14 protein-coding genes are annotated in these 18,195 nt (G+C 75.2%); 11 read left to right on the plus strand and 3 right to left on the minus strand.

All coding sequences use genetic code 11. From position 1 onward, the window contains the following. Positions 1–148: 148 nt before the first annotated feature. The 5 genes from ACFCY1_RS35325 (at position 149) to sucD (ending at position 7,296) form a co-directional block, all read left to right on the plus strand. Positions 149–1,231 (plus strand): AAA family ATPase, encoded by a 1,083-nt coding sequence (locus ACFCY1_RS35325; RefSeq protein WP_049659200.1) that lies wholly within the window; start codon positions 149–151, stop codon positions 1,229–1,231. Beyond that, positions 1,228–3,633, plus strand: coding sequence for a DUF5682 family protein (locus tag ACFCY1_RS35330; protein ID WP_375877218.1), 2,406 nt, complete (start codon positions 1,228–1,230; stop codon positions 3,631–3,633). The genes ACFCY1_RS35325 and ACFCY1_RS35330 overlap by 4 nt, the downstream gene beginning before the upstream one ends. 97 nt (positions 3,634–3,730) lie before the next feature. Continuing rightward, positions 3,731–4,912 carry a VWA domain-containing protein gene (locus tag ACFCY1_RS35335; RefSeq protein ID WP_049659290.1) on the plus strand — a complete coding sequence of 394 codons (1,182 nt, stop codon included), beginning with the start codon at positions 3,731–3,733 and terminating at the stop codon, positions 4,910–4,912. 302 nt (positions 4,913–5,214) lie between these two features. Continuing rightward, positions 5,215–6,387 (plus strand): ADP-forming succinate--CoA ligase subunit beta, encoded by a 1,173-nt coding sequence (gene sucC, locus ACFCY1_RS35340; RefSeq protein WP_049659288.1) that lies wholly within the window; start codon positions 5,215–5,217, stop codon positions 6,385–6,387. An 18-nt stretch (positions 6,388–6,405) separates the two neighbouring features. Beyond that, positions 6,406–7,296 (plus strand): succinate--CoA ligase subunit alpha, encoded by an 891-nt coding sequence (gene sucD / locus ACFCY1_RS35345; protein WP_074003930.1) that lies wholly within the window; start codon positions 6,406–6,408, stop codon positions 7,294–7,296. Between the two features lie 77 nt (positions 7,297–7,373). On the opposite strand, the gene ACFCY1_RS35350 is transcribed toward sucD, so the two are convergent. Continuing rightward, entirely contained in the window at positions 7,374–9,449 is a 2,076-nt protein-coding gene (locus ACFCY1_RS35350) for a sigma factor-like helix-turn-helix DNA-binding protein (RefSeq protein ID WP_375877219.1), read from the minus strand. 132 nt (positions 9,450–9,581) lie between these two features. Between ACFCY1_RS35350 and ACFCY1_RS35355 the strand changes: the two genes are divergently transcribed. Beyond that, entirely contained in the window at positions 9,582–11,039 is a 1,458-nt protein-coding gene (locus tag ACFCY1_RS35355) for a DUF6350 family protein (protein WP_375877220.1), read from the plus strand. Positions 11,040–11,075: 36 nt separating this feature from the next. Here the strand turns inward: ACFCY1_RS35355 and ACFCY1_RS35360 are convergent, their stop codons facing one another. Continuing rightward, on the minus strand, positions 11,076–11,729 hold the full coding sequence (locus ACFCY1_RS35360) for a hypothetical protein (RefSeq protein WP_074003927.1): 654 nt from the start codon (positions 11,727–11,729) through the stop codon (positions 11,076–11,078). Positions 11,730–12,145: 416 nt separating this feature from the next. Between ACFCY1_RS35360 and purN the strand changes: the two genes are divergently transcribed. Together purN and purH are read left to right on the plus strand one after the other, a co-directional pair. After that, positions 12,146–12,805, plus strand: a complete 660-nt coding sequence (gene purN, locus ACFCY1_RS35365) for a phosphoribosylglycinamide formyltransferase (protein ID WP_375877221.1) — start codon at positions 12,146–12,148, stop codon at positions 12,803–12,805. After that, positions 12,802–14,379, plus strand: a complete 1,578-nt coding sequence (gene purH / locus ACFCY1_RS35370) for a bifunctional phosphoribosylaminoimidazolecarboxamide formyltransferase/IMP cyclohydrolase (protein WP_074003926.1) — start codon at positions 12,802–12,804, stop codon at positions 14,377–14,379. The genes purN and purH overlap by 4 nt, the downstream gene beginning before the upstream one ends. A 96-nt stretch (positions 14,380–14,475) precedes the next feature. Here purH and ACFCY1_RS35375 read toward each other — a convergent pair whose 3' ends face one another. Then, positions 14,476–15,087 (minus strand): hypothetical protein, encoded by a 612-nt coding sequence (locus ACFCY1_RS35375; RefSeq protein ID WP_049654791.1) that lies wholly within the window; start codon positions 15,085–15,087, stop codon positions 14,476–14,478. 555 nt (positions 15,088–15,642) lie between these two features. Here ACFCY1_RS35375 and ACFCY1_RS35380 point away from each other — a divergent pair. The 3 genes from ACFCY1_RS35380 (at position 15,643) to ACFCY1_RS35390 (ending at position 18,150) form a co-directional block, all read left to right on the plus strand. After that, positions 15,643–16,497, plus strand: coding sequence for a bifunctional methylenetetrahydrofolate dehydrogenase/methenyltetrahydrofolate cyclohydrolase (locus ACFCY1_RS35380; RefSeq protein WP_049654792.1), 855 nt, complete (start codon positions 15,643–15,645; stop codon positions 16,495–16,497). Positions 16,498–16,516: 19 nt separating this feature from the next. After that, complete coding sequence (locus ACFCY1_RS35385) at positions 16,517–16,942, plus strand: DUF3017 domain-containing protein (RefSeq protein WP_049654793.1); 426 nt, start codon at positions 16,517–16,519, stop codon at positions 16,940–16,942. Positions 16,943–17,157: 215 nt separating this feature from the next. Continuing rightward, entirely contained in the window at positions 17,158–18,150 is a 993-nt protein-coding gene (locus tag ACFCY1_RS35390; protein ID WP_074003925.1) for a malate dehydrogenase, read from the plus strand. Positions 18,151–18,195: the final 45 nt, after the last annotated feature.

Below are 18,195 nucleotides of genomic sequence, written 5' to 3' on the forward strand. Positions count from 1 at the left end.
GGCTGACGGCCCGTCCGCAGCCCCCGGCGGGTTGTCAGTGGCTCGGTGCAGGGTTGGTTCCACAGGCCGGGACGCCGACCTGGCTCCCCCCGATCACCACTCCGCCCGGGGCACCCGTGTGCCCGGCGGCCGACCCGAAGGAGCCCCCATGACCGACGTTCTGCGGCAGCACGCCGAGGACGCGTTCGCCGGTGAACTGGCCGCGCTGGCCGCGCAGGACGACCGTCCGCGCCCCGAGCGCTGGAAGCTCTCGCCGTGGGCCGTGGCGACGTACCTGCTCGGCGGCGAACTGCCCGACGGCACCCGGATCACCCCCAAGTACATCGGCCCGCGCCGGATCGTCGAGGTCGCCGTGACGACCCTGGCGACGGACCGGGCGCTGCTGCTGCTCGGCGTGCCGGGCACCGCGAAGACCTGGGTGTCCGAGCACCTGGCCGCGGCGATCAGCGGCGACTCCACGATGCTGGTGCAGGGCACGGCCGGCACCCCCGAGGAGGCCGTCCGCTACGGCTGGAACTACGCCCAGCTGCTCACCAACGGGCCCAGCCGGGACGCCCTGGTGCCCTCGCCGCTGATGCGGGCGATGGCCGACGGGAAGATCGCCCGGGTCGAGGAGCTCACCCGCATCCCGGCCGACGTGCAGGACAGTCTGATCACCATCCTGTCCGAGAAGACGCTCCCGATACCGGAGTTGGGCGCCGAGACGCAGGCCGTGCGCGGCTTCAACGTGATCGCCACCGCCAACGACCGCGACCGCGGCGTCAACGAGCTGTCCAGCGCGCTGCGCCGCCGCTTCAACACCGTGGTGCTGCCGCTGCCGGGCTCGCTGGACGAGGAGGTCGACATCGTCACCCGGCGGGTCGGCCAGCTCGGCCGCTCCCTGGACCTGCCCGAACTGCCCGGCGGCGCAGAGGAGATCAGGCGCGTGGTCACCGTCTTCCGCGAGCTGCGGGCCGGGATCACGGTGGACGGCCGGACGAAGGTCAAGACCCCGAGCGGCACCCTCTCCACCGCCGAGGCGATCTCGGTGGTGACCAACGGGCTCGCGCTGGCCGCCCACTTCGGCGACGGCGTGCTGCGGGCCGGGGACGTGACGGCCGGCATCCTCGGCGCCGTCGTCCGCGACCCGGTGGCGGACCGGGCCGTCTGGCGCGAGTACGTCGAAGGAGTGGTGCGCGAGCGCGACGGCTGGAAGGACTTCTACCGCGCCGCCCGCGAGGTGACCGTATGACGAGCCCCGAGGTCGCCCTGCTGGGCATCCGCCACCACGGCCCCGGCTCGGCCCGGGCGGTGGCCGCCGCGCTGGCGCAGTGGCGGCCGGACGCGGTGCTGATCGAGGGCCCGCCGGAGGCCGACGCGATCGTCCACCTGGCGGCCGAGAAGGACCTGGTCCCGCCGGTGGCGCTGCTCGCCCACGCGGTGGACGACCCGGCGAAGGCCGCCTTCTGGCCGTACGCCGAGTTCTCCCCGGAGTGGGTGGCGATCCGGCACGCCGTGGACCACGACCTGCCGGTCCGCTTCATCGACCTGCCCGCCGCGTACGGCTTCGCGCCCGCCGAGCCCGTCGATCCCGCCCTTCCTGCCGAGGACGGTGAGGCCGGCGACGCCGAGGAGGACGACGCCGAGGAGGCCGGCGCCGACCCGGTCGCCGACCCGCTGGCGCTGCTCGCCGAGGCGGCCGGGCACGACGACGCCGAGCGCTGGTGGGAGGACGTGGTCGAGCACCGCGCGCCCGGCACCGACGCGCTGGCGCCGTTCGCCGCCGTCGCCGAGGCGATGGGCGCGCTGCGCGCCGAGGGCCTCGGCGAGTCCCGCCGGGACCAGCTGCGCGAGGCGTACATGCGCCAGCAGATCCGCGCCGCCCGGCGCGCCGGGCACCTGCGGATCGCCGTGGTCTGCGGGGCCTTCCACGTCCCCGCGCTGGAGCGGATGCCCACCGTCGCCCACGACCGGGCGCTGCTCGCCGGGCTGCCGAAGAAGGTGCGCACGGACATCACCTGGGTGCCGTGGACGCACCGCCGGCTCTCCCAGGCCACCGGCTACGGCGCGGGCGTGCAGTCGCCCGGCTGGTACCACCACCTGTTCACCACCGACGGGGACCCGGTGCCGCGCTGGCTCACCCGGGCCGCCGACCTGCTGCGCGCCGAGGACCACCCGGTCTCCTCCGCGCACGTGATCGAGGCGGTCCGGCTCGCCGAGACCCTGGCCGTGCTGCGCGGCCGCCCGCTCGCCGGGCTGACCGAGACCCTGGACGCCGTGCGCGCGGTGCTCTGCGAGGGCTCGGACGTCGCCCTGGAGCTGGTCCGGGACCGCCTGGTGGTCGGCGACGCGCTCGGCGAGGTCCCGGACGCCGCACCGGCGGTGCCGCTCCAGCGCGACCTGACCCGCTTGCAGCGCTCGCTGCGGCTCAAGCCCGAGGCCGCGCCGAAGGACGTCGACCTCGACCTGCGCAAGGAGAACGACGCGGCCCGCTCCCGGCTGCTGCACCGGCTGCGGCTGCTGGGCGTGGACTGGGGCGTGCCCGCGCGCTCCTCGGTGAACTCGACCGGGACGTTCCGGGAGAGCTGGCGGCTGTGCTGGCAGCCCGAGTTCGCGGTCCGGATCGCCGAGGCCGCCCAGTGGGGCACCACGGTCGAGGAGGCGGCGGCCAACAAGGCCGTCGGCACCGCCCGGGCCGCCGAGGAACTCGCCGAACTGACCGGCCTGGTGGAGACCTGCCTGCTGGCCGGGCTGTCCGGCGCCCTGCCCGCGGTGATGAGGGTGCTCGCCGACTGCGCGGCCCTGGACACCGACGTCGCGCACCTCGCGGGCGCGCTGCCCGCCCTGGTCCGGGCGCTGCGCTACGGCGACGTGCGCGGCACCGACCACGGCGCGCTGGCCGGGGCGGCCTCGGGCCTGGCCGAGCGGATCTGCGTCGGGCTGCCGCCCGCCTGCGTCGGCCTGGACGCCGAGGGCGCGGCGACGATGCGCGGCCGCCTCGACGAGGTGCACGGCGCGATCGGCCTGCTGGCCGCCGATCCGGGCACCGCCGCCGACACCGCTGCCGCCACCGCCGGCACCGCCGCCGACGCCGTGCCGGAGCCCGACGGCCTGGCCGGCCTGGCCGACCGCTGGGCCGCCGCCCTGGGCTCGCTGGCCCGCCGCGAGCCGGCCGGCGGCCCGGCCACCGGAGCCCCCGGGCTGCTGCGCGGCCGGGCCGTGCGACTGCTGCTGGACGACGGCCGGCTCGACTCCGAGGAGGCCGGCCGCCGGCTCCGGCTGGTGCTCTCCGTCGCCAACGCCCCGGCGGACGCGGCCGGTTGGGTCGAGGGCTTCCTGACCGGCGGCGGCGCCCTGCTGCTGCACGACCCGCGGCTGCTCGCCCTGCTGGACGAGTGGCTGACCGGGGTGGGCGACGAGGTCTTCACCGACGTCCTGCCGCTGCTGCGCCGCACCTTCGCCGCCCTGGAGGCGGGTGTGCGCACCACCATCGGCGGCCGGGTCGCGGCCGGTCCGCTCGACGAGCTCCCGGCCGTCCGGGCCGAGGCCGGCGAGTTGGACCGGGCCCGCGCCGACGCCGCCGTCCCCGTGGTGGCCCTGCTGCTCGGGATCCGTCCGACGATCCCCCGGCAGGCCACCGGCCGGGACACCTGACCCCCGGCCCACGACCCCCGGCCCGCACACCCCACCCGTGACACCCGACACCCACGACACCCGACCCATGACGCCCGACCCGGCGAAGGAGGACGAGATGGCAGCGCCCACGACCGACGAACGGCTGCGCCGCTGGCGGCTGGTGCTCGGCGGTGAGGCCGACGGCACCGGCTGCACCCTGCGCGGCCGCGACGCCGCGATGGACGGCGCCCTCGGCGCGCTCTACCGCGGCGCCCCCGAGGAGGGCGCCCGGGCCGCCCGCGGCGGCCGCCGCAGTGCCGGGCTGGGCGGCTCGGCCCCGCAGGTGGCCCGCTGGCTGGGCGACATCCGCACGTACTTCCCGTCCACCGTCGTGCAGCTGATGCAGCAGGACGCGATCTCCCGGCTCGGCCTGGACCGGCTGCTGCTGGAGCCGGAGATGCTGGAGGCCGTCGAGCCGGACGTGCACCTGGTCGGCACCCTGCTGTCGCTCAAGCACGCGCTGCCCGAGACCACCCGGGAGACCGCCCGGGCGGTGGTCGGCAAGGTGGTCGCCGACCTGGAGCGCCGGCTCGCCGACCGCACCCGGGCCACCCTCGGCGGCGCCCTCGACCGCAGCGCCAAGGTCAACCGGCCCCGCCACCGCGACATCGACTGGGACCGCACGATCCGGGCCAACCTGAAGAACTACCTGCCCGAGCACGGCACCGTCGTCCCCGAGCGGCTGGTCGGCTACGCCCGCGCCCAGCGCGCCGTGAAGAAGGACGTCATCCTCTGCGTCGACCAGTCCGGCTCGATGGCGCCCTCGGTCGTCCACTCGGCGGTCTTCGGCGCGGTGCTCTCCTCGATGCGCACCCTGGACACCCGCCTGGTCGTCTTCGACACCTCGGTGGTCGACCTCACCGAGCAGCTCACCGACCCGGTCGACGTCCTGTTCGCCACCCAGCTCGGCGGCGGCACCGACATCAACCGCGCGCTCGCCTACTGCCAGTCGAGGATCACCCGGCCCTCCGAGACCGTCGTGGTGCTGATCAGCGACCTGTACGAGGGCGGCATCCGGGACGGCATGCTCAAGCGGGTCGCCGCGATGAAGGCGGCCGGCGTCCAGTTCATCGCCCTGCTGGCGCTCTCCGACGAGGGGGCCCCGGCGTACGACCACGCGCACGCCGCCGCCCTGGCCTCGCTCGGCGCCCCGGCCTTCGCCTGCACCCCGGACGCGTTCCCGGAGATCATGGCGGCGGCCATCGAGAAGCGCCCGATCCCGCGGGGCCTGATCAGGGGGGCCGACCAGGGGGCGTGAGGAATTCACCCGGACGCGCTAATCCGCGCGATCGGTGGACCGGCCGTCCACCCCGTCCCGCCGGGCTGTTTGTGACGGTTCTCACCCGGGGCGGACAGGCCCCGGGCGGAACTGCCCGGCCCTGCGGGGATAACCTGCCAGACGGACGTGACGCGCGTGTTGATTGACGTGAGCGCCCGTGGCTGTGTGGGCCGCAAGGCCGTACCTCTGCGTACCCGCACCGCCCCGACGACCCGCAGCGAAGATCCTGCCGTGGCACGCTCGTAGAGACACAATCCGCGACCACGAACAAGGACAAACACGTGGACCTGTTCGAGTACCAGGCGAGGGACCTCTTCGCCAAGCACGGTGTGCCCGTGCTTGACGGCGATGTCATCGAGACCGCCGCAGACGCTGCCGCCATCGCGGAGCGCTTCGGCGGCCGCGCCGTCGTCAAGGCTCAGGTGAAGGTGGGCGGCCGAGGCAAGGCCGGCGGCGTCAAGCTCGCCGCCGACCCGGCGGACGCCGTCGCCAAGGCCGAGCAGATCCTCGGCATGGACATCAAGGGCCACACCGTTCACAAGGTGATGCTGGCCCAGACCGCGGACATCAAGGACGAGTACTACGTCTCGTTCCTGCTGGACCGCACCAACCGCACCTTCCTGGCCATGGCCAGCGTCGAGGGCGGCGTGGAGATCGAGGTCGTCGCCGAGCAGAACCCCGAGGCGCTCGCCAAGATCCCGGTCGACGCCAACGAGGGCTGCACCCCGGAGAAGGCCGCCGAGATCGTCGCCGCGGCGAAGTTCCCGGCCGAGGTCGCCGACCAGGTCGCCGAGGTCCTGCAGAAGCTGTGGACCGTCTTCATCAAGGAGGACGCCCTCCTCGTCGAGGTCAACCCGCTGATCAAGTCCGGTGACGGCAAGATCATCGCGCTCGACGGCAAGGTCTCCCTGGACGAGAACGCCGAGTTCCGCCAGCCCGAGCACGAGGCCCTGGAGGACAAGGCCGCGGCCAACCCGCTGGAGGCCGCCGCCAAGGCCAAGGGCCTGAACTACGTCAAGCTCGACGGCCAGGTCGGCATCATCGGCAACGGCGCGGGCCTCGTCATGAGCACCCTCGACGTGGTCGCCTACGCCGGTGAGAACCACGGCGGCGTCAAGCCCGCCAACTTCCTCGACATCGGTGGCGGCGCGTCCGCCGAGGTGATGGCGAACGGCCTGGAGATCATCCTGGGCGACCCCGACGTCAAGTCGGTCTTCGTCAACGTCTTCGGCGGCATCACCGCGTGCGACGCGGTCGCCAACGGCATCGTGCAGGCCCTGGCGCTCCTGGAGAGCAAGGGCGAGAACGTCTCCAAGCCGCTGGTCGTCCGCCTGGACGGCAACAACGCGGAGCTGGGTCGCAAGATCCTCGACGACGCCAACCACCCGCTGGTGCAGCGCGTGGACACCATGGACGGCGCCGCTGACCGCGCCGCCGAGCTGGCCAACAAGTAAGGAAGGGGACTTAACACCATGGCTATCTTCCTTACCAAGGACAGCAAGGTCATCGTCCAGGGCATGACCGGCGCCGAGGGCATGAAGCACACCCGCCGCATGCTCGCCTCCGGCACCCAGATCGTCGGCGGCGTCAACCCGCGCAAGGCCGGTACCACGGTCGACGTCGACGGCACCGAGATCCCGGTCTTCGGCACCGTCGCCGAGGCCATGGAGAAGACCGGCGCCGACGTCACGGTCCTCTTCGTCCCGCCGGCCTTCACCAAGGCCGCCGCGATCGAGGCCATCGACGCCGAGATCGGCCTGGCCATCGTCATCACCGAGGGCGTCCCGGTGCACGACACCGCCGCCTTCTGGGCGCACGCCGGTGCCAAGGGCAACAAGACCCGCATCATCGGCCCGAACTGCCCGGGTCTGATCAGCCCCGGACAGTCGAACGCCGGCATCATCCCGGCCGACATCACCAGCTCCGGCAAGATCGGCCTGGTCTCGAAGTCCGGCACCCTGACCTACCAGCTCATGTACGAGCTGCGGGACATCGGCTTCACCTCGGCCGTGGGCATCGGTGGCGACCCGGTCATCGGCACCACCCACATCGACGCGCTCAAGGCCTTCCAGGAGGACCCGGAGACCGAGCTCATCGTCATGATCGGTGAGATCGGTGGCGACGCCGAGGAGCGTGCCGCGGCCTTCATCGCCGAGCACGTCACCAAGCCGGTCGTCGGCTACGTCGCCGGCTTCACCGCCCCCGAGGGCAAGACCATGGGCCACGCCGGCGCCATCGTCTCCGGCTCCTCGGGCACCGCCCAGGCGAAGAAGGAGGCCCTCGAGGCCGCCGGTGTCAAGGTCGGCAAGACGCCGTCCGAGACCGCCCGCCTGGCCCGCGAGATCATCGCCGCCCAGGGCTGATCCCGCCCCGCGCGTGACGAGCGCCCCCGCCCTCACCGGGCGGGGGCGCTCGCCGTTTCCGGCGCGCCCGCGGTCGCTCAGCGCTCCCTCGGCCCCGTGGTGCAGGGCAGCGGCGACCACAGCGGACAGGCCACCGGGCCCTGCGGCGGGGGAGCGGCGCCCCGGGCCGCCGCCGGCAGCTCCCAGCGCGCGGCAGCCTGCGGCCGCGGATCCACCAGGACGGCCTCCAGACCGGGCGCCGGGCTGCACCAGATGCTGGTGATGCCGTTCGGCGCCCCGCCGGGCAGCAGCGGCACACCCGGCCCCGCCGCGTTCGCCGCGTCCGCCGAGTCCGTCGCCTCCGCCCCGGGGGCGGGCGGAGCGGCGGGCAGACAGGCCGCGGGCGTCGGTGGGGCGGACGGCCGGAACAGCCCCGCCGGGCGAACCCCCGCCAGGGTCGCCAGCACCGCCCCGCCCACCGCGAGCGTCAGCAGCGCCGCCGCACCCGTCCGGCTCGCCGTCCAGAGCCGGTGCCGGGCCCGCAGCACCGCCACCGGCGCACGGTGCGGCTCCGGGCAGCCGCGCACCGCCGCCCGGTGCAGCAGCCCGCTCAGCCCGTCCGCGAAGCCCGGCTCCGCCGGATCCGGCCCGACCAGCTCCGGCACCCACTGCGCCAGCGCCGCCCGCGCCGCCCACACCCGCCCTTCGGCCGCCGCCCGCGTGGACTCCACCTCCACCGCGACCGCCGCCGCCGGGAACCCCAGGCCGTCGTGCAGCACCAGCGCCCGGCGCTGGGGGCGGGACAGCCGTTTCAGCGCCTTCAGCAGCGCCCGGTCCCGGTCGGTCAGCCGGTCGTGGTCCGGCAGGACCGCCTGCGACTCGTCGGCCGGCCGCACCCTGATCCGCCGGTGCGGCAGCCCCCAGGCGTGCGACCGCCGGGGCCCGCCCCGGTGCCACGGGGACAGCGCCAGCTCGCAGGCGCGCACCCGCACCCACCCCTCCGGGTTCCCCGAAGCGGTGACCGCGCCCCAGCTCCGGCGCGCCTCCCCGAACGCCCGCCGGACGCAGTGCACCGCCCGGTGCCGGCAGGCGGTCAGCAGGAACACCTGCTGCACCAGCCGGGTGTGGACGGTCTCGTAGAGCTCCTCGAAGGTGACCGCCGGGGCCTCCGCGTCGAGGTCGTCCTCCGCGCTCGAGGGCGCGGCGGCGGCCAGCGCCGCCCGGCCGGGGCTGACGGGGCCGCGCCCGGCGGGGGCGGCGTGCTCCTTCGGTGCCTGCCCGGGGTCGGCGGACGCGCGCTCCACGGGGGCGGGTGCCGGCTGCCCTCCGTCGGCATCCTGCGCGGCCGGGGCCCGGTACGGTGCGCCGCCGCGGCCGTCCGCGTCCGGGGCGGCCGTCGGCGCGTGGCCGGGGTCCGCGGACGGGGAGTTCTCCGTCCGGTCTTGTCCGGTGCCGGGGGCGTCAGCGTGCCGACCGGGATCGGCAGGGGGCGCCGACTCGCTTCCGCCGCCGGGTGGGCCGGGGTCGGCAGCGGCCGTCGGCCCGTGGTCCGTGGCGGCGCCTCCGGCCGGGAGCGCGGGCGTGCACGCCCCCTGCGCGCGCCCGGGGGTGGCGCCTCTTGTGGAGGCCTGGCGCGGATCCTCGGCCGGAGCCCCGGGGCTCGCGCCGCCGTCCACGCCCCGCGTCGGCCGGGCCGTCCGCGCGCGCCCGTCGGCGGCGGCCCGCGGGGTGTCGCCGGAGGGTGCCGGGGCGGGCTTCCCGCTCCGGGTGCGGCGCCGCTTCCCGGTCGCGTCCCCGCCTGCCCCCGTCCCCGTCCCCGCCCCCGTTCCGGGGCCGACAGCGGCCGGGTCCAGACCGGCGGGGTTCGCGGGGCGCCCGGTCGGGCCGGGGTCCGGGGGGTGCGGCAGCGCGCCCGCCAGCAGGGCGAAGGCCTCCGCCTCGGTGCGGGTGCCGAGTTTGCGCAGGGCGCGCTGGAGGTAGCTGCGGGCGGTGTTCGGGGTGACCCCGAGGGCGGCGGCGGTGCGGGGGAGGTCGTGGCCGGCCGCGAGGTGGGCCAGGGTCTGGGCCTCACGGGGGGTCAGTTTCCGCAGCAGGCGGCCCGCGTCGGTCCCGGCTTGGTCGGGCTTGCGGTGGCGCTCCGGGGTGGGGGAGTCGGCGGTGGGTGGCGTGGTCATCAGACGCTCCGGGCCGGGGCGCCGGCGGCTTGGGGGCAGGGTCTGAAAATGCGCATAAGCCAATAATCTGGGACACGGCGGCGGTTTGGCGCTTCACGGAGCATGGCGAGTCGCCTTGGCACCATGTGGCCCATGACGCAGCTGATGGGTCGTCCGATCCTGGAACCGCCCGGCGTGTTGGGCGGACGCCCCGCGCTGGCCGACCTGTTGGCGGGAGTGCGGACGGCGCTGGTCGGTCTGGCGGCGGTCGGGCTGCCGGTGCTGGGGCTCTGGGTCGCGACGCCGTACGCGGACGACGGCGCGGCCGCTGTCACCCGGTTGGCGGGGGTGCTCTGGCTGCTCGGGCACGGGGCGCCGCTGCTGCGCGGGCCGACGGACGCCCCGCTGACCGTCACTCCGCTGCTGCTCGGCGTCCTGGCCGTGGTCCGGCTCCACCGGGCGGCCGCCGGGGTGGCGGCGCGGCGCGGGCCGCGCCCGCGCTGGGGCGGCCCGGCGGCGGTGTGGGCGGGGTACTGCGCGGTGGCCGTGGGGGTGGCGCTGCACTGCGCGGGCGACGGGCTGTTCCGCAGCCGGGTGCTGCTGGACGTCCTGGTGGTGGCGTCGGTCGCGGGCCTGGCGACGGCCGCCGGGGCCCGCTCGGTGACCGTCCTCGACGTGCCGGCCGACTCCCCGCTGGACCTCCTCCCGCCCCCGTACCGCCCGGTCGACGGCGCGCCGGTGGTCCGGGCCGCGGCGCTGGCGGCCGGGGCCGGGCTGGTCGCGGCGGGCGGCCTGCTGGTGGTGTGCTCGGCGGTGCTGGACGCGGTGGCCGGCGGCGGGCGCGGGATGGCGCTGCTGGGGAGCGGGCCCGTCGCGGTGGTGGGGCTGCTGCTGCTCGCGCTGGTGCTGCTGCCGAACGCGGTGCTGTGGGGCGCGGCGTACGCGCTGGGTCCGGGCTTCGCGGTGGGCGCCGGGACGGTGGTGTCGCCGGTCGGTACGGCGCTGGGCCCGGTGCCGGAGTTCCCGCTGTTCGCCCTGCTGCCGGCGGACGGGCCGGGCGGCTGGCGGCTCGCGGTGTCGGTGCTGCCGCTGCTGGCCGGGGTGGTGCCGGCGGTGCTGCTGGGGCGGGCGGCGGCGGGCCGGCGGCTGCCGGGCGCCGGGTCGGGGGAGCGGCCCGAGCCGTGGCCGCCGGCCGCGACGGCGGTGGCCGCGCTGGCGGCGGCGCTGTCGGTCGGGGCCGGGGCGGCGGTGCTGGGCTGGCTCTCCGGCGGGGCGCTGGCGGGGGAGCGGCTGGCCTGGGTGGGGCCGGTGCCGTGGACGGGCCCGGCGGCGGCGGGCTGGATCGCGCTGGTCGCCGTCCCGGGCGCGCTGCTGGTCCGGTACCGCACGCTGGGCCCGGCGGACGGCGGGGGCGTGTACGCCCGGCTCGTGCGGCAGGCCCGCCGGGGCGCACTGGAACTGCGCGCCGGTACGTACGCCCTGGTGCTGCGGCTCTCCGGACCGGGCATCGGGACCGCCGACGAACCGGGCCCCGAGGACCGGGACCCGCCCGGCCCTAAGGATCAGGTTGTCCGCACGGATCAGGCCGCCCGCGCGGACCGGACCGACTGAGCCGCCCGGGAGACCCGACCGGTCCCGGAGGCCCGGCTACTCGGCGTTCCCGGTGAAGTCCACGTACCACTGCGGCGCGTACCGGTCGCAGTTCTGGGCGCCGACGGAGGTCAGCGAGTCCTGGACGCAGGTGACGTACTCGCGGTAGTGGTACCCGAGGCCGATCACCGAGGTGGCGACCACGATGGTCATCGCGCCGGTCAGGATCCCGGCGAGCGCGGCCGGGGTGAGCGGGTTCGACGCGGGGGCGACGGGGTACGGGCCGCCCGGCCCGGCGAGCGCGCCGGCGGCCGGGGCGGGCCGCCGGGCCCGCAGCGCGCCGACGCCCCAGACGATGCCGAGCGCCCCGGCCAGCAGGGCGATCCAGTGGAACCCCGTGAACAGGCAGACCAGCGCGAACGGTCCGGCCAGCGCGGCGTTGCGGGCCTTGCGGTGGGCCGGGTCCGCGGGGTCGAGCCGGGGCGGCTGCGGGGCCGGCGGCCGCTGGCCGGGGCGGCCGTCGCCGCCGGGGCCCCACGGCGGCGGAAGCTGCGGGCGTCCGCCGTCCTCGCCGCCGGGGCCTGCCGGCCCGCCGGAGCCGTCCTGGCCCCCGCCGGCCCAGGGGCTGCGCGGCTGCCACGGCTGGTCCGGGGTATCCGCCGGCGGCGGCGCGAAGGGGTTGCGCTCGCCGGTGTCGTCGCCGCTGCTCATGGGTTCAGCCATTCCTTCTCGGTCGGGGCTCGTTCGGAGGTTCTCGGGTCGGAGCGGTCTTCCGCGCCCCAATGATCCCGCAGGCCGATCCGGCGGCCGTCCGGCGGGATGGTCCCGCGGCCGTCCGTCGGGCCGCCCGCTGCCCGTCGGTGGGCCGGTGCGGGCCGGGGCAACTCCGGTGCGGCGGGCCGGAGGAGATCCCCGTCTCAACTACGCGCGTAGCGCCGCCGGGAGGGTGCGGAGGCCGTCCGACCAGCCGTTATCGTGGTGACGGTCAGCAGCCCACAGAGGTTCCCCCGGGCCCGCGTCGCGGCGGGTTTCCCCGGAGTTCCCCCTCGCTCGACCTGCCGTTCGTAGTGGCCCCACCGCCGGTGGACGTACCAGCGGACGGCGCCCGACCTACGGAGAAACGCGCAGTGGCCGCCGCCCCCGCCCAGCACTTCCCGCCCCGTACGCCCGGACCGGCCCGCCTGGTCGTGCTGGTCTCCGGCTCCGGCACCAACCTGCAGGCGCTGATCGAGGCCGCCGCCGATCCGGCGTACGGCGCCGAGATCCTCGCCGTCGGTGCGGACCGGGACGGGATCGCCGGTCTGGAGCGGGCGGAGAAGGCGGGCCTGCCGACCTTCGTCCACCGGGTGAAGGACCACCCGGACCGGGCCGCCTGGGACCGCGCGCTGACCGCCTCCGTCGCCGAGTACCAGCCGGACCTGGTGGTCACGGCCGGTTTCATGAAGATCCTCGGCCCCGAGTTCATCGCCGCCTTCACCGGGCGGATCGTCAACACCCACCCCGCACTGCTGCCCGCCTTCCCCGGCGCCCACGGCGTCACCGACGCGCTCGCGTACGGGGTGAAGGTCACCGGCTGCACCGTCCACCTGGTCGACTCCGGCGTGGACACCGGGCCGATCATCGTGCAGGGCGTCGTCGAGGTCGTCGACGCCGACCACGCCGATGGCGGCGAAGCGCTGCACGAGCGCATCAAGACTGTCGAGCGCAAGCTGCTCGTCGACATCGTGGGCCGGCTGGCCCGCGAGGGTCACCGCATCGAGGACCGAAAGGTATGGATTCCGGCATGAGTGCCAGCTCCACCACCACGCCCGTTTCGGAGAACGTTCGTCCGATCCGTCGCGCGCTGATCAGCGTGTACGACAAGACCGGTCTGGAGGAGCTGGCCCAGGGCCTGCACGCCGCCGGGGTCGCCATCGTCTCCACCGGCTCCACCGCCGGCCGGATCGCCGCCGCCGGCGTCCCGGTGACCGAGGTCTCCGAGCTGACCGGCTTCCCGGAGTGCCTGGACGGGCGCGTGAAGACGCTGCACCCCCGCGTGCACGCCGGCGTGCTGGCCGACCTGCGGCTGGAGTCGCACCGCGCCCAGCTGGCCGAGCTCGGCGTCGAGCCCTTCGACCTGGTCGTGGTGAACCTCTACCCGTTCAAGGCCACCGTCGCCTCCGGCGCCACCCCGGACGAGTGCGTCGAGCAGATCGACATCGGCGGCCCGAGCATGGTGCGCGCCGCCGCCAAGAACCACCCCTCGGTGGCCGTGGTGGTCGACCCGGCCCGCTACGGCGACGTGCTGAAGGCCGCCCAGGAGGGCGGCTTCGACCTGGCCACCCGCAAGCGCCTGGCCGGCGCCGCGTTCGCCCACACCGCCGCCTACGACGTGGCCGTCGCCTCCTGGTTCGAGGCCGGCTACGCGCCCAGCGACGAGCGCTTCCCCGAGTTCCTCGGCGCCACCTGGGAGCGCCAGAACGTGCTGCGCTACGGCGAGAACCCGCACCAGGGCGCCGCGCTGTACAGCGACGGCACCGGCGGCCTGGCCGGCGCGCAGCAGCTGCACGGCAAGGAGATGTCGTACAACAACTACGTCGACACCGACGCCGCCCGCCGCGCCGCCTACGACCACGCCGAGCCGGCCGTCGCGATCATCAAGCACGCCAACCCGTGCGGCATCGCGACCGGCGCCGACGTCGCCGAGGCGCACCGCAAGGCCCACGAGTGCGACCCGGTCTCCGCGTACGGCGGCGTGATCGCCGTCAACCGCCCGGTCACCGTGGCGCTGGCCGAGCAGATCGCCCCGATCTTCACCGAGGTCGTCGTGGCCCCCGGCTACGAGGAGGGCGCCCTGGAGGTGCTCACCCGCAAGAAGAACCTGCGGGTGCTGCTCGCCCCCGAGGCCCCGGCCAACCGCCAGGAGGTGCGCCCGGTCTCCGGCGGCGTGCTGCTCCAGGACGCCGACCGGGTGCACGCCGAGGGCGACGACCCGGCGAACTGGACCCTCGCCACCGGCGAGGCGCTGACCGCGGCCGAGCTGGCCGAGCTGGCCTTCGCCTGGCGGGCCTGCCGGGCCGTCAAGTCCAACGCGATCCTGCTGGCCAAGGACGGTGCCTCGGTCGGCGTCGGCATGGGCCAGGTCAACCGGGTGGACTCCTGCAAGCTCGCGGTCGAGCGGGCCGGCGAGCGCGCCAAGGGCGCCTACGCGGCCTCGGACGCCTTCTTCCCGTTCGCGGACGGTCCGGCGATCCTGATCGCGGCCGGCGTCAAGGCGATCGTCCAGCCCGGTGGCTCGATCCGTGACGAGGAGGTCGTCGCGGCGGCCGCCGAGGCCGGCGTGACCATGTACTTCACCGGCGCGCGGCACTTCTTCCACTGATCCCGCCGCCGGCGTGACGGCGTGACGGAACGACAGAGCGGCCCGGCCCCCTCCGAGGAGGGAGCCGGGCCGCTCCGGCGTGGTCCTGCGGGCCGGTCAGTACCGCGGCCGGTTGAACCAGTTGACGCCGTCCTGGACGCACATGGCGGTGATCCAGATGATGCTGATCGCCAGCCAGAGCAGGGCCATGACCAGGCCGACCGCGGTGCCGCCGGTGATGGCGCCCAGCAGGATCAGCAGGCCGATCAGGGCGCCGAGCGAGCCGTACACGATGGTGGTGACCCGGACGGCGTTGCCGCCCTTGCCGAACTTCGCGCCGAGCGTGATGGAGAGCGCGGCGAACAGGCCGAACAGCACGGCGACGACGATCAGGACGCCGGCGGCGGCGTCGCCCAGCGCGGTGAACGGGTTGTCCTCGCTCGCGGCCCGGGTGGCGTTGGTGGCGTCCTTGGCGACCGCCCCGATGACCATGTAGAGGATCGCGAGCAGCGTCTGCACGCCGCCGACTATGAACAGCAGCACGCGGGCGGTGGTCACCAGGCCCGGCATGGACGGCGGGGCCATCGGCGCGTAGCCGTAGGCCGGGGCGGCCTGCGGGTAGCCGTAGCCCGGGGCGGCCTGCGGCGGCGGGGCCTGCTGCGGGTAGCCGTAGCCCGGGGCGGCCTGCGGCTGGCCGTACGGGTTGTTCGGGTCGGGCGGGTAACTCATGGATGCCTCCGGGCAGTTGCGGGGACGCGGGGACGGGACGCTGACGGCCCGGTGCCGACCGGTGACAAGGGTCACCGGCCGAAGGGGACGTTAGCCGAGCGGGGTGACAGCCCGGCGGCGGTGACGGGCGCCGCGGCTCGGCAGCGTGGTGAGCGTCAGGGGCGCGAGGCAGCCGACGGGTGCGGTGCGGGCGGGACGGTGCCCCCGCGGTCGGACTGCTGGCTCTGCTCTGGTCGGCTCACTGGCTCTTTCCCCCGGGTACGCCCCACCGCGGGTCCGTCGGCCCGTCACCGGGCCGGTTCGCGGCGGGAATGCGCTTATCGTCATCCGGACGACGGCGCCCTGTCCAGCCGGTTCCGCGTGCCGCGCCGAGACTGTGGCGCAACCGCAATGTGCGGTGGACCTTCGTACCCGTCCGTTCACCCGCCGGTTCCCCCGGCTGTTCCCCCGCCCGGCCGCGCGCCCGTTCCCCGGCCCGGCCACCCCCGGAACCGCGGCCCGAGCGGTCGGACGCCCTCGGTACGGAGACCCCCGGCGATCCGGGAGAATGGGGTCATGACTGCCCAGATTCTCGATGGCAAGGCCACCGCCGCCGCGATCAAGTCCGAACTCGCCGCCCGCGTGGCGGCCCTCAAGGCGAAGGGCGTCACGCCCGGCCTCGGCACCGTCCTGGTCGGCGACGACCCGGGCAGCCGCTGGTACGTGAACGGGAAGCACAAGGACTGCGCCGAGGTCGGCATCGCCTCGATCCAGCGCGAGCTGCCCGCCACCGCCACCCAGGAGGACGTGGAGAACGTCGTCCGCGAGCTCAACGCCGACCCGACCTGCACCGGCTACATCGTCCAGCTGCCGCTGCCCAAGGGCCTGGACCAGAACCCGGTCCTGGAGCTGATGGACCCGGACAAGGACGCCGACGGCCTGCACCCGACCTCGCTCGGCCGGCTCGCCCTGGGCATCGACGGCCCGCTGCCGTGCACCCCGCTCGGCATCGTCGAGCTGCTGCGCCGCCACGACGTCGAGATCAACGGCGCCGAGGTGGTCGTGGTCGGCCGCGGCATCACCGTCGGCCGTTCGATCGGCCTGCTGCTGACCCGCCGCAGCGAGAACGCCACCGTCACCCTGTGCCACACCGGCACCCGGGACCTCGGCGCCCACCTGCGCAAGGCCGACATCATCGTGGCCGCCGCCGGCGTGCCGCACCTGGTCAAGCCGGAGGACGTCAAGCCGGGCGCGGCGGTGCTGGACGTGGGCGTCAGCCGCAGCGAGGGCAAGATCGTCGGCGACGTGCACCCGGGGGTGGCCGAGGTGGCCGGCTGGATCTCCCCGAACCCCGGCGGCGTGGGCCCGATGACCCGCGCGATGCTGCTCAACAACATCGTCGAGGCGGCCGAGCGCCGCGCCGGCATCTGACACCCCAGGGACGGCGAGCATGACTGAACCGCGATCGGCCCGGTCCCGCCGCAGGCCGGTCAAGACCACCGGCACCCTGCCGCCCGAGGGCTCGGCCGCGGCCCTCGGACGCGATCACGCCCTGCCGGTCCGGCAGTGGCCGATCACGCTCGTCCTGCTGGTCGTCGGCGCCGGCCTCGCGGTCACCTGGTTCGCCGACTTCAAGGACGGTTTCAAGTACGGGCTGCTGATCCTCGGCGGCGGCGTGCTGCTCGGTGCGGTGCTGCGGCTGGTGCTGCCCGAGGTCGGGATGCTGGCGGTGCGCAGCCGCTTCACCGACGTGATCGTGCTGAGCTTCCTGGGCCTCTCGATCGTGCTGCTGACCCTGGTGGCGCAGCCGAACCCGTGGGTGCAGATCCCGTTGCTCGACAACATCGGCCAGCTGATGGGCCGGCCCCGGCACTGACCCGCGGCCCGTGACGGCCCCCGCCCGACGCCATGGAAATCCAGGGCCCGGGCGGGGGCCGCCTTTCTTCTGTGACGCATCAGCCACGCCGGGACACCAGGCGTACGCTTCCCTTTGCGATAACCTGACGCCGGTCTCTCGACGTCGAGAGAGATCATCCTGGCTCCAGTGCCGGTGTGCCTGGGGCGCCTGGCGATTTGCTGGAGAAGGTAGAAATGACCCGCACCCCCGTCAACGTCACCATCACCGGCGCGGCCGGCCAGATCGGCTACGCGCTGCTCTTCCGCATCGCCTCGGGCCACCTGCTCGGCGCCGACGTGCCGGTGAACCTGCGCCTCCTGGAGATCCCGCAGGGCCTCAAGGCCGCCGAGGGCACCGCCATGGAGCTCGTCGACTGCGCCTTCCCGCTGCTGCGCGACATCACCATCACGGACAACCCGAACGAGGCCTTCGACGGCGCCAACGTCGCGCTGCTGGTCGGCGCCCGTCCGCGCACCGCGGGCATGGAGCGCGGCGACCTGCTGCAGGCCAACGGCGGCATCTTCGGCCCGCAGGGCAAGGCCATCAACGACCACGCCGCGGACGACATCAAGGTCCTGGTCGTCGGCAACCCGGCCAACACCAACGCCCTGATCGCCCAGCGCAACGCCCCGGACGTCCCGGCCGAGCGCTTCACCGCGATGACCCGCCTGGACCACAACCGCGCCGTCGGCCAGCTGTCCGCCAAGACCGGCGCCCTGGTCTCGGACATCAAGCGCGTCACCATCTGGGGCAACCACTCCGCGACCCAGTACCCGGACGTCTTCCAGGCCGAGATCGCCGGCAAGCCGGCCTTCGAGGCCGTCGGCAGCGACCTGGCCTGGCTGGAGAACGACTTCATCCCGACCGTCGCCAAGCGCGGCGCCGCCATCATCGAGGCCCGTGGCGCCTCCTCGGCCGCCTCGGCCGCCAACGCCGCCATCGACCACGTGCACACCTGGGTCAACGGCACCGCCGAGGGCGACTGGACCTCCATGGGTGTCGTCTCCGACGGCTCCTACGGCGTTCCGGAGGGCCTGATCTCCTCCTTCCCGGTCACCACCAAGGACGGCAGGTTCGAGATCGTCCAGGGCCTGGAGATCTCCGACTTCTCGCGCGCCCGCATCGACGCCTCGGTCAAGGAGCTGACCGAGGAGCGCGACGCGGTCCAGGAGCTGGGCCTCATCTGAGCCCGCCCCGCACGGCTCCACCGGCGGCCCGCCGCTTCCTTCCCG

It is taken from the genome of Kitasatospora sp. NPDC056273 (assembly GCF_042268845.1).
Taxonomy (GTDB): Bacteria; Actinomycetota; Actinomycetes; order Streptomycetales; family Streptomycetaceae; genus Kitasatospora.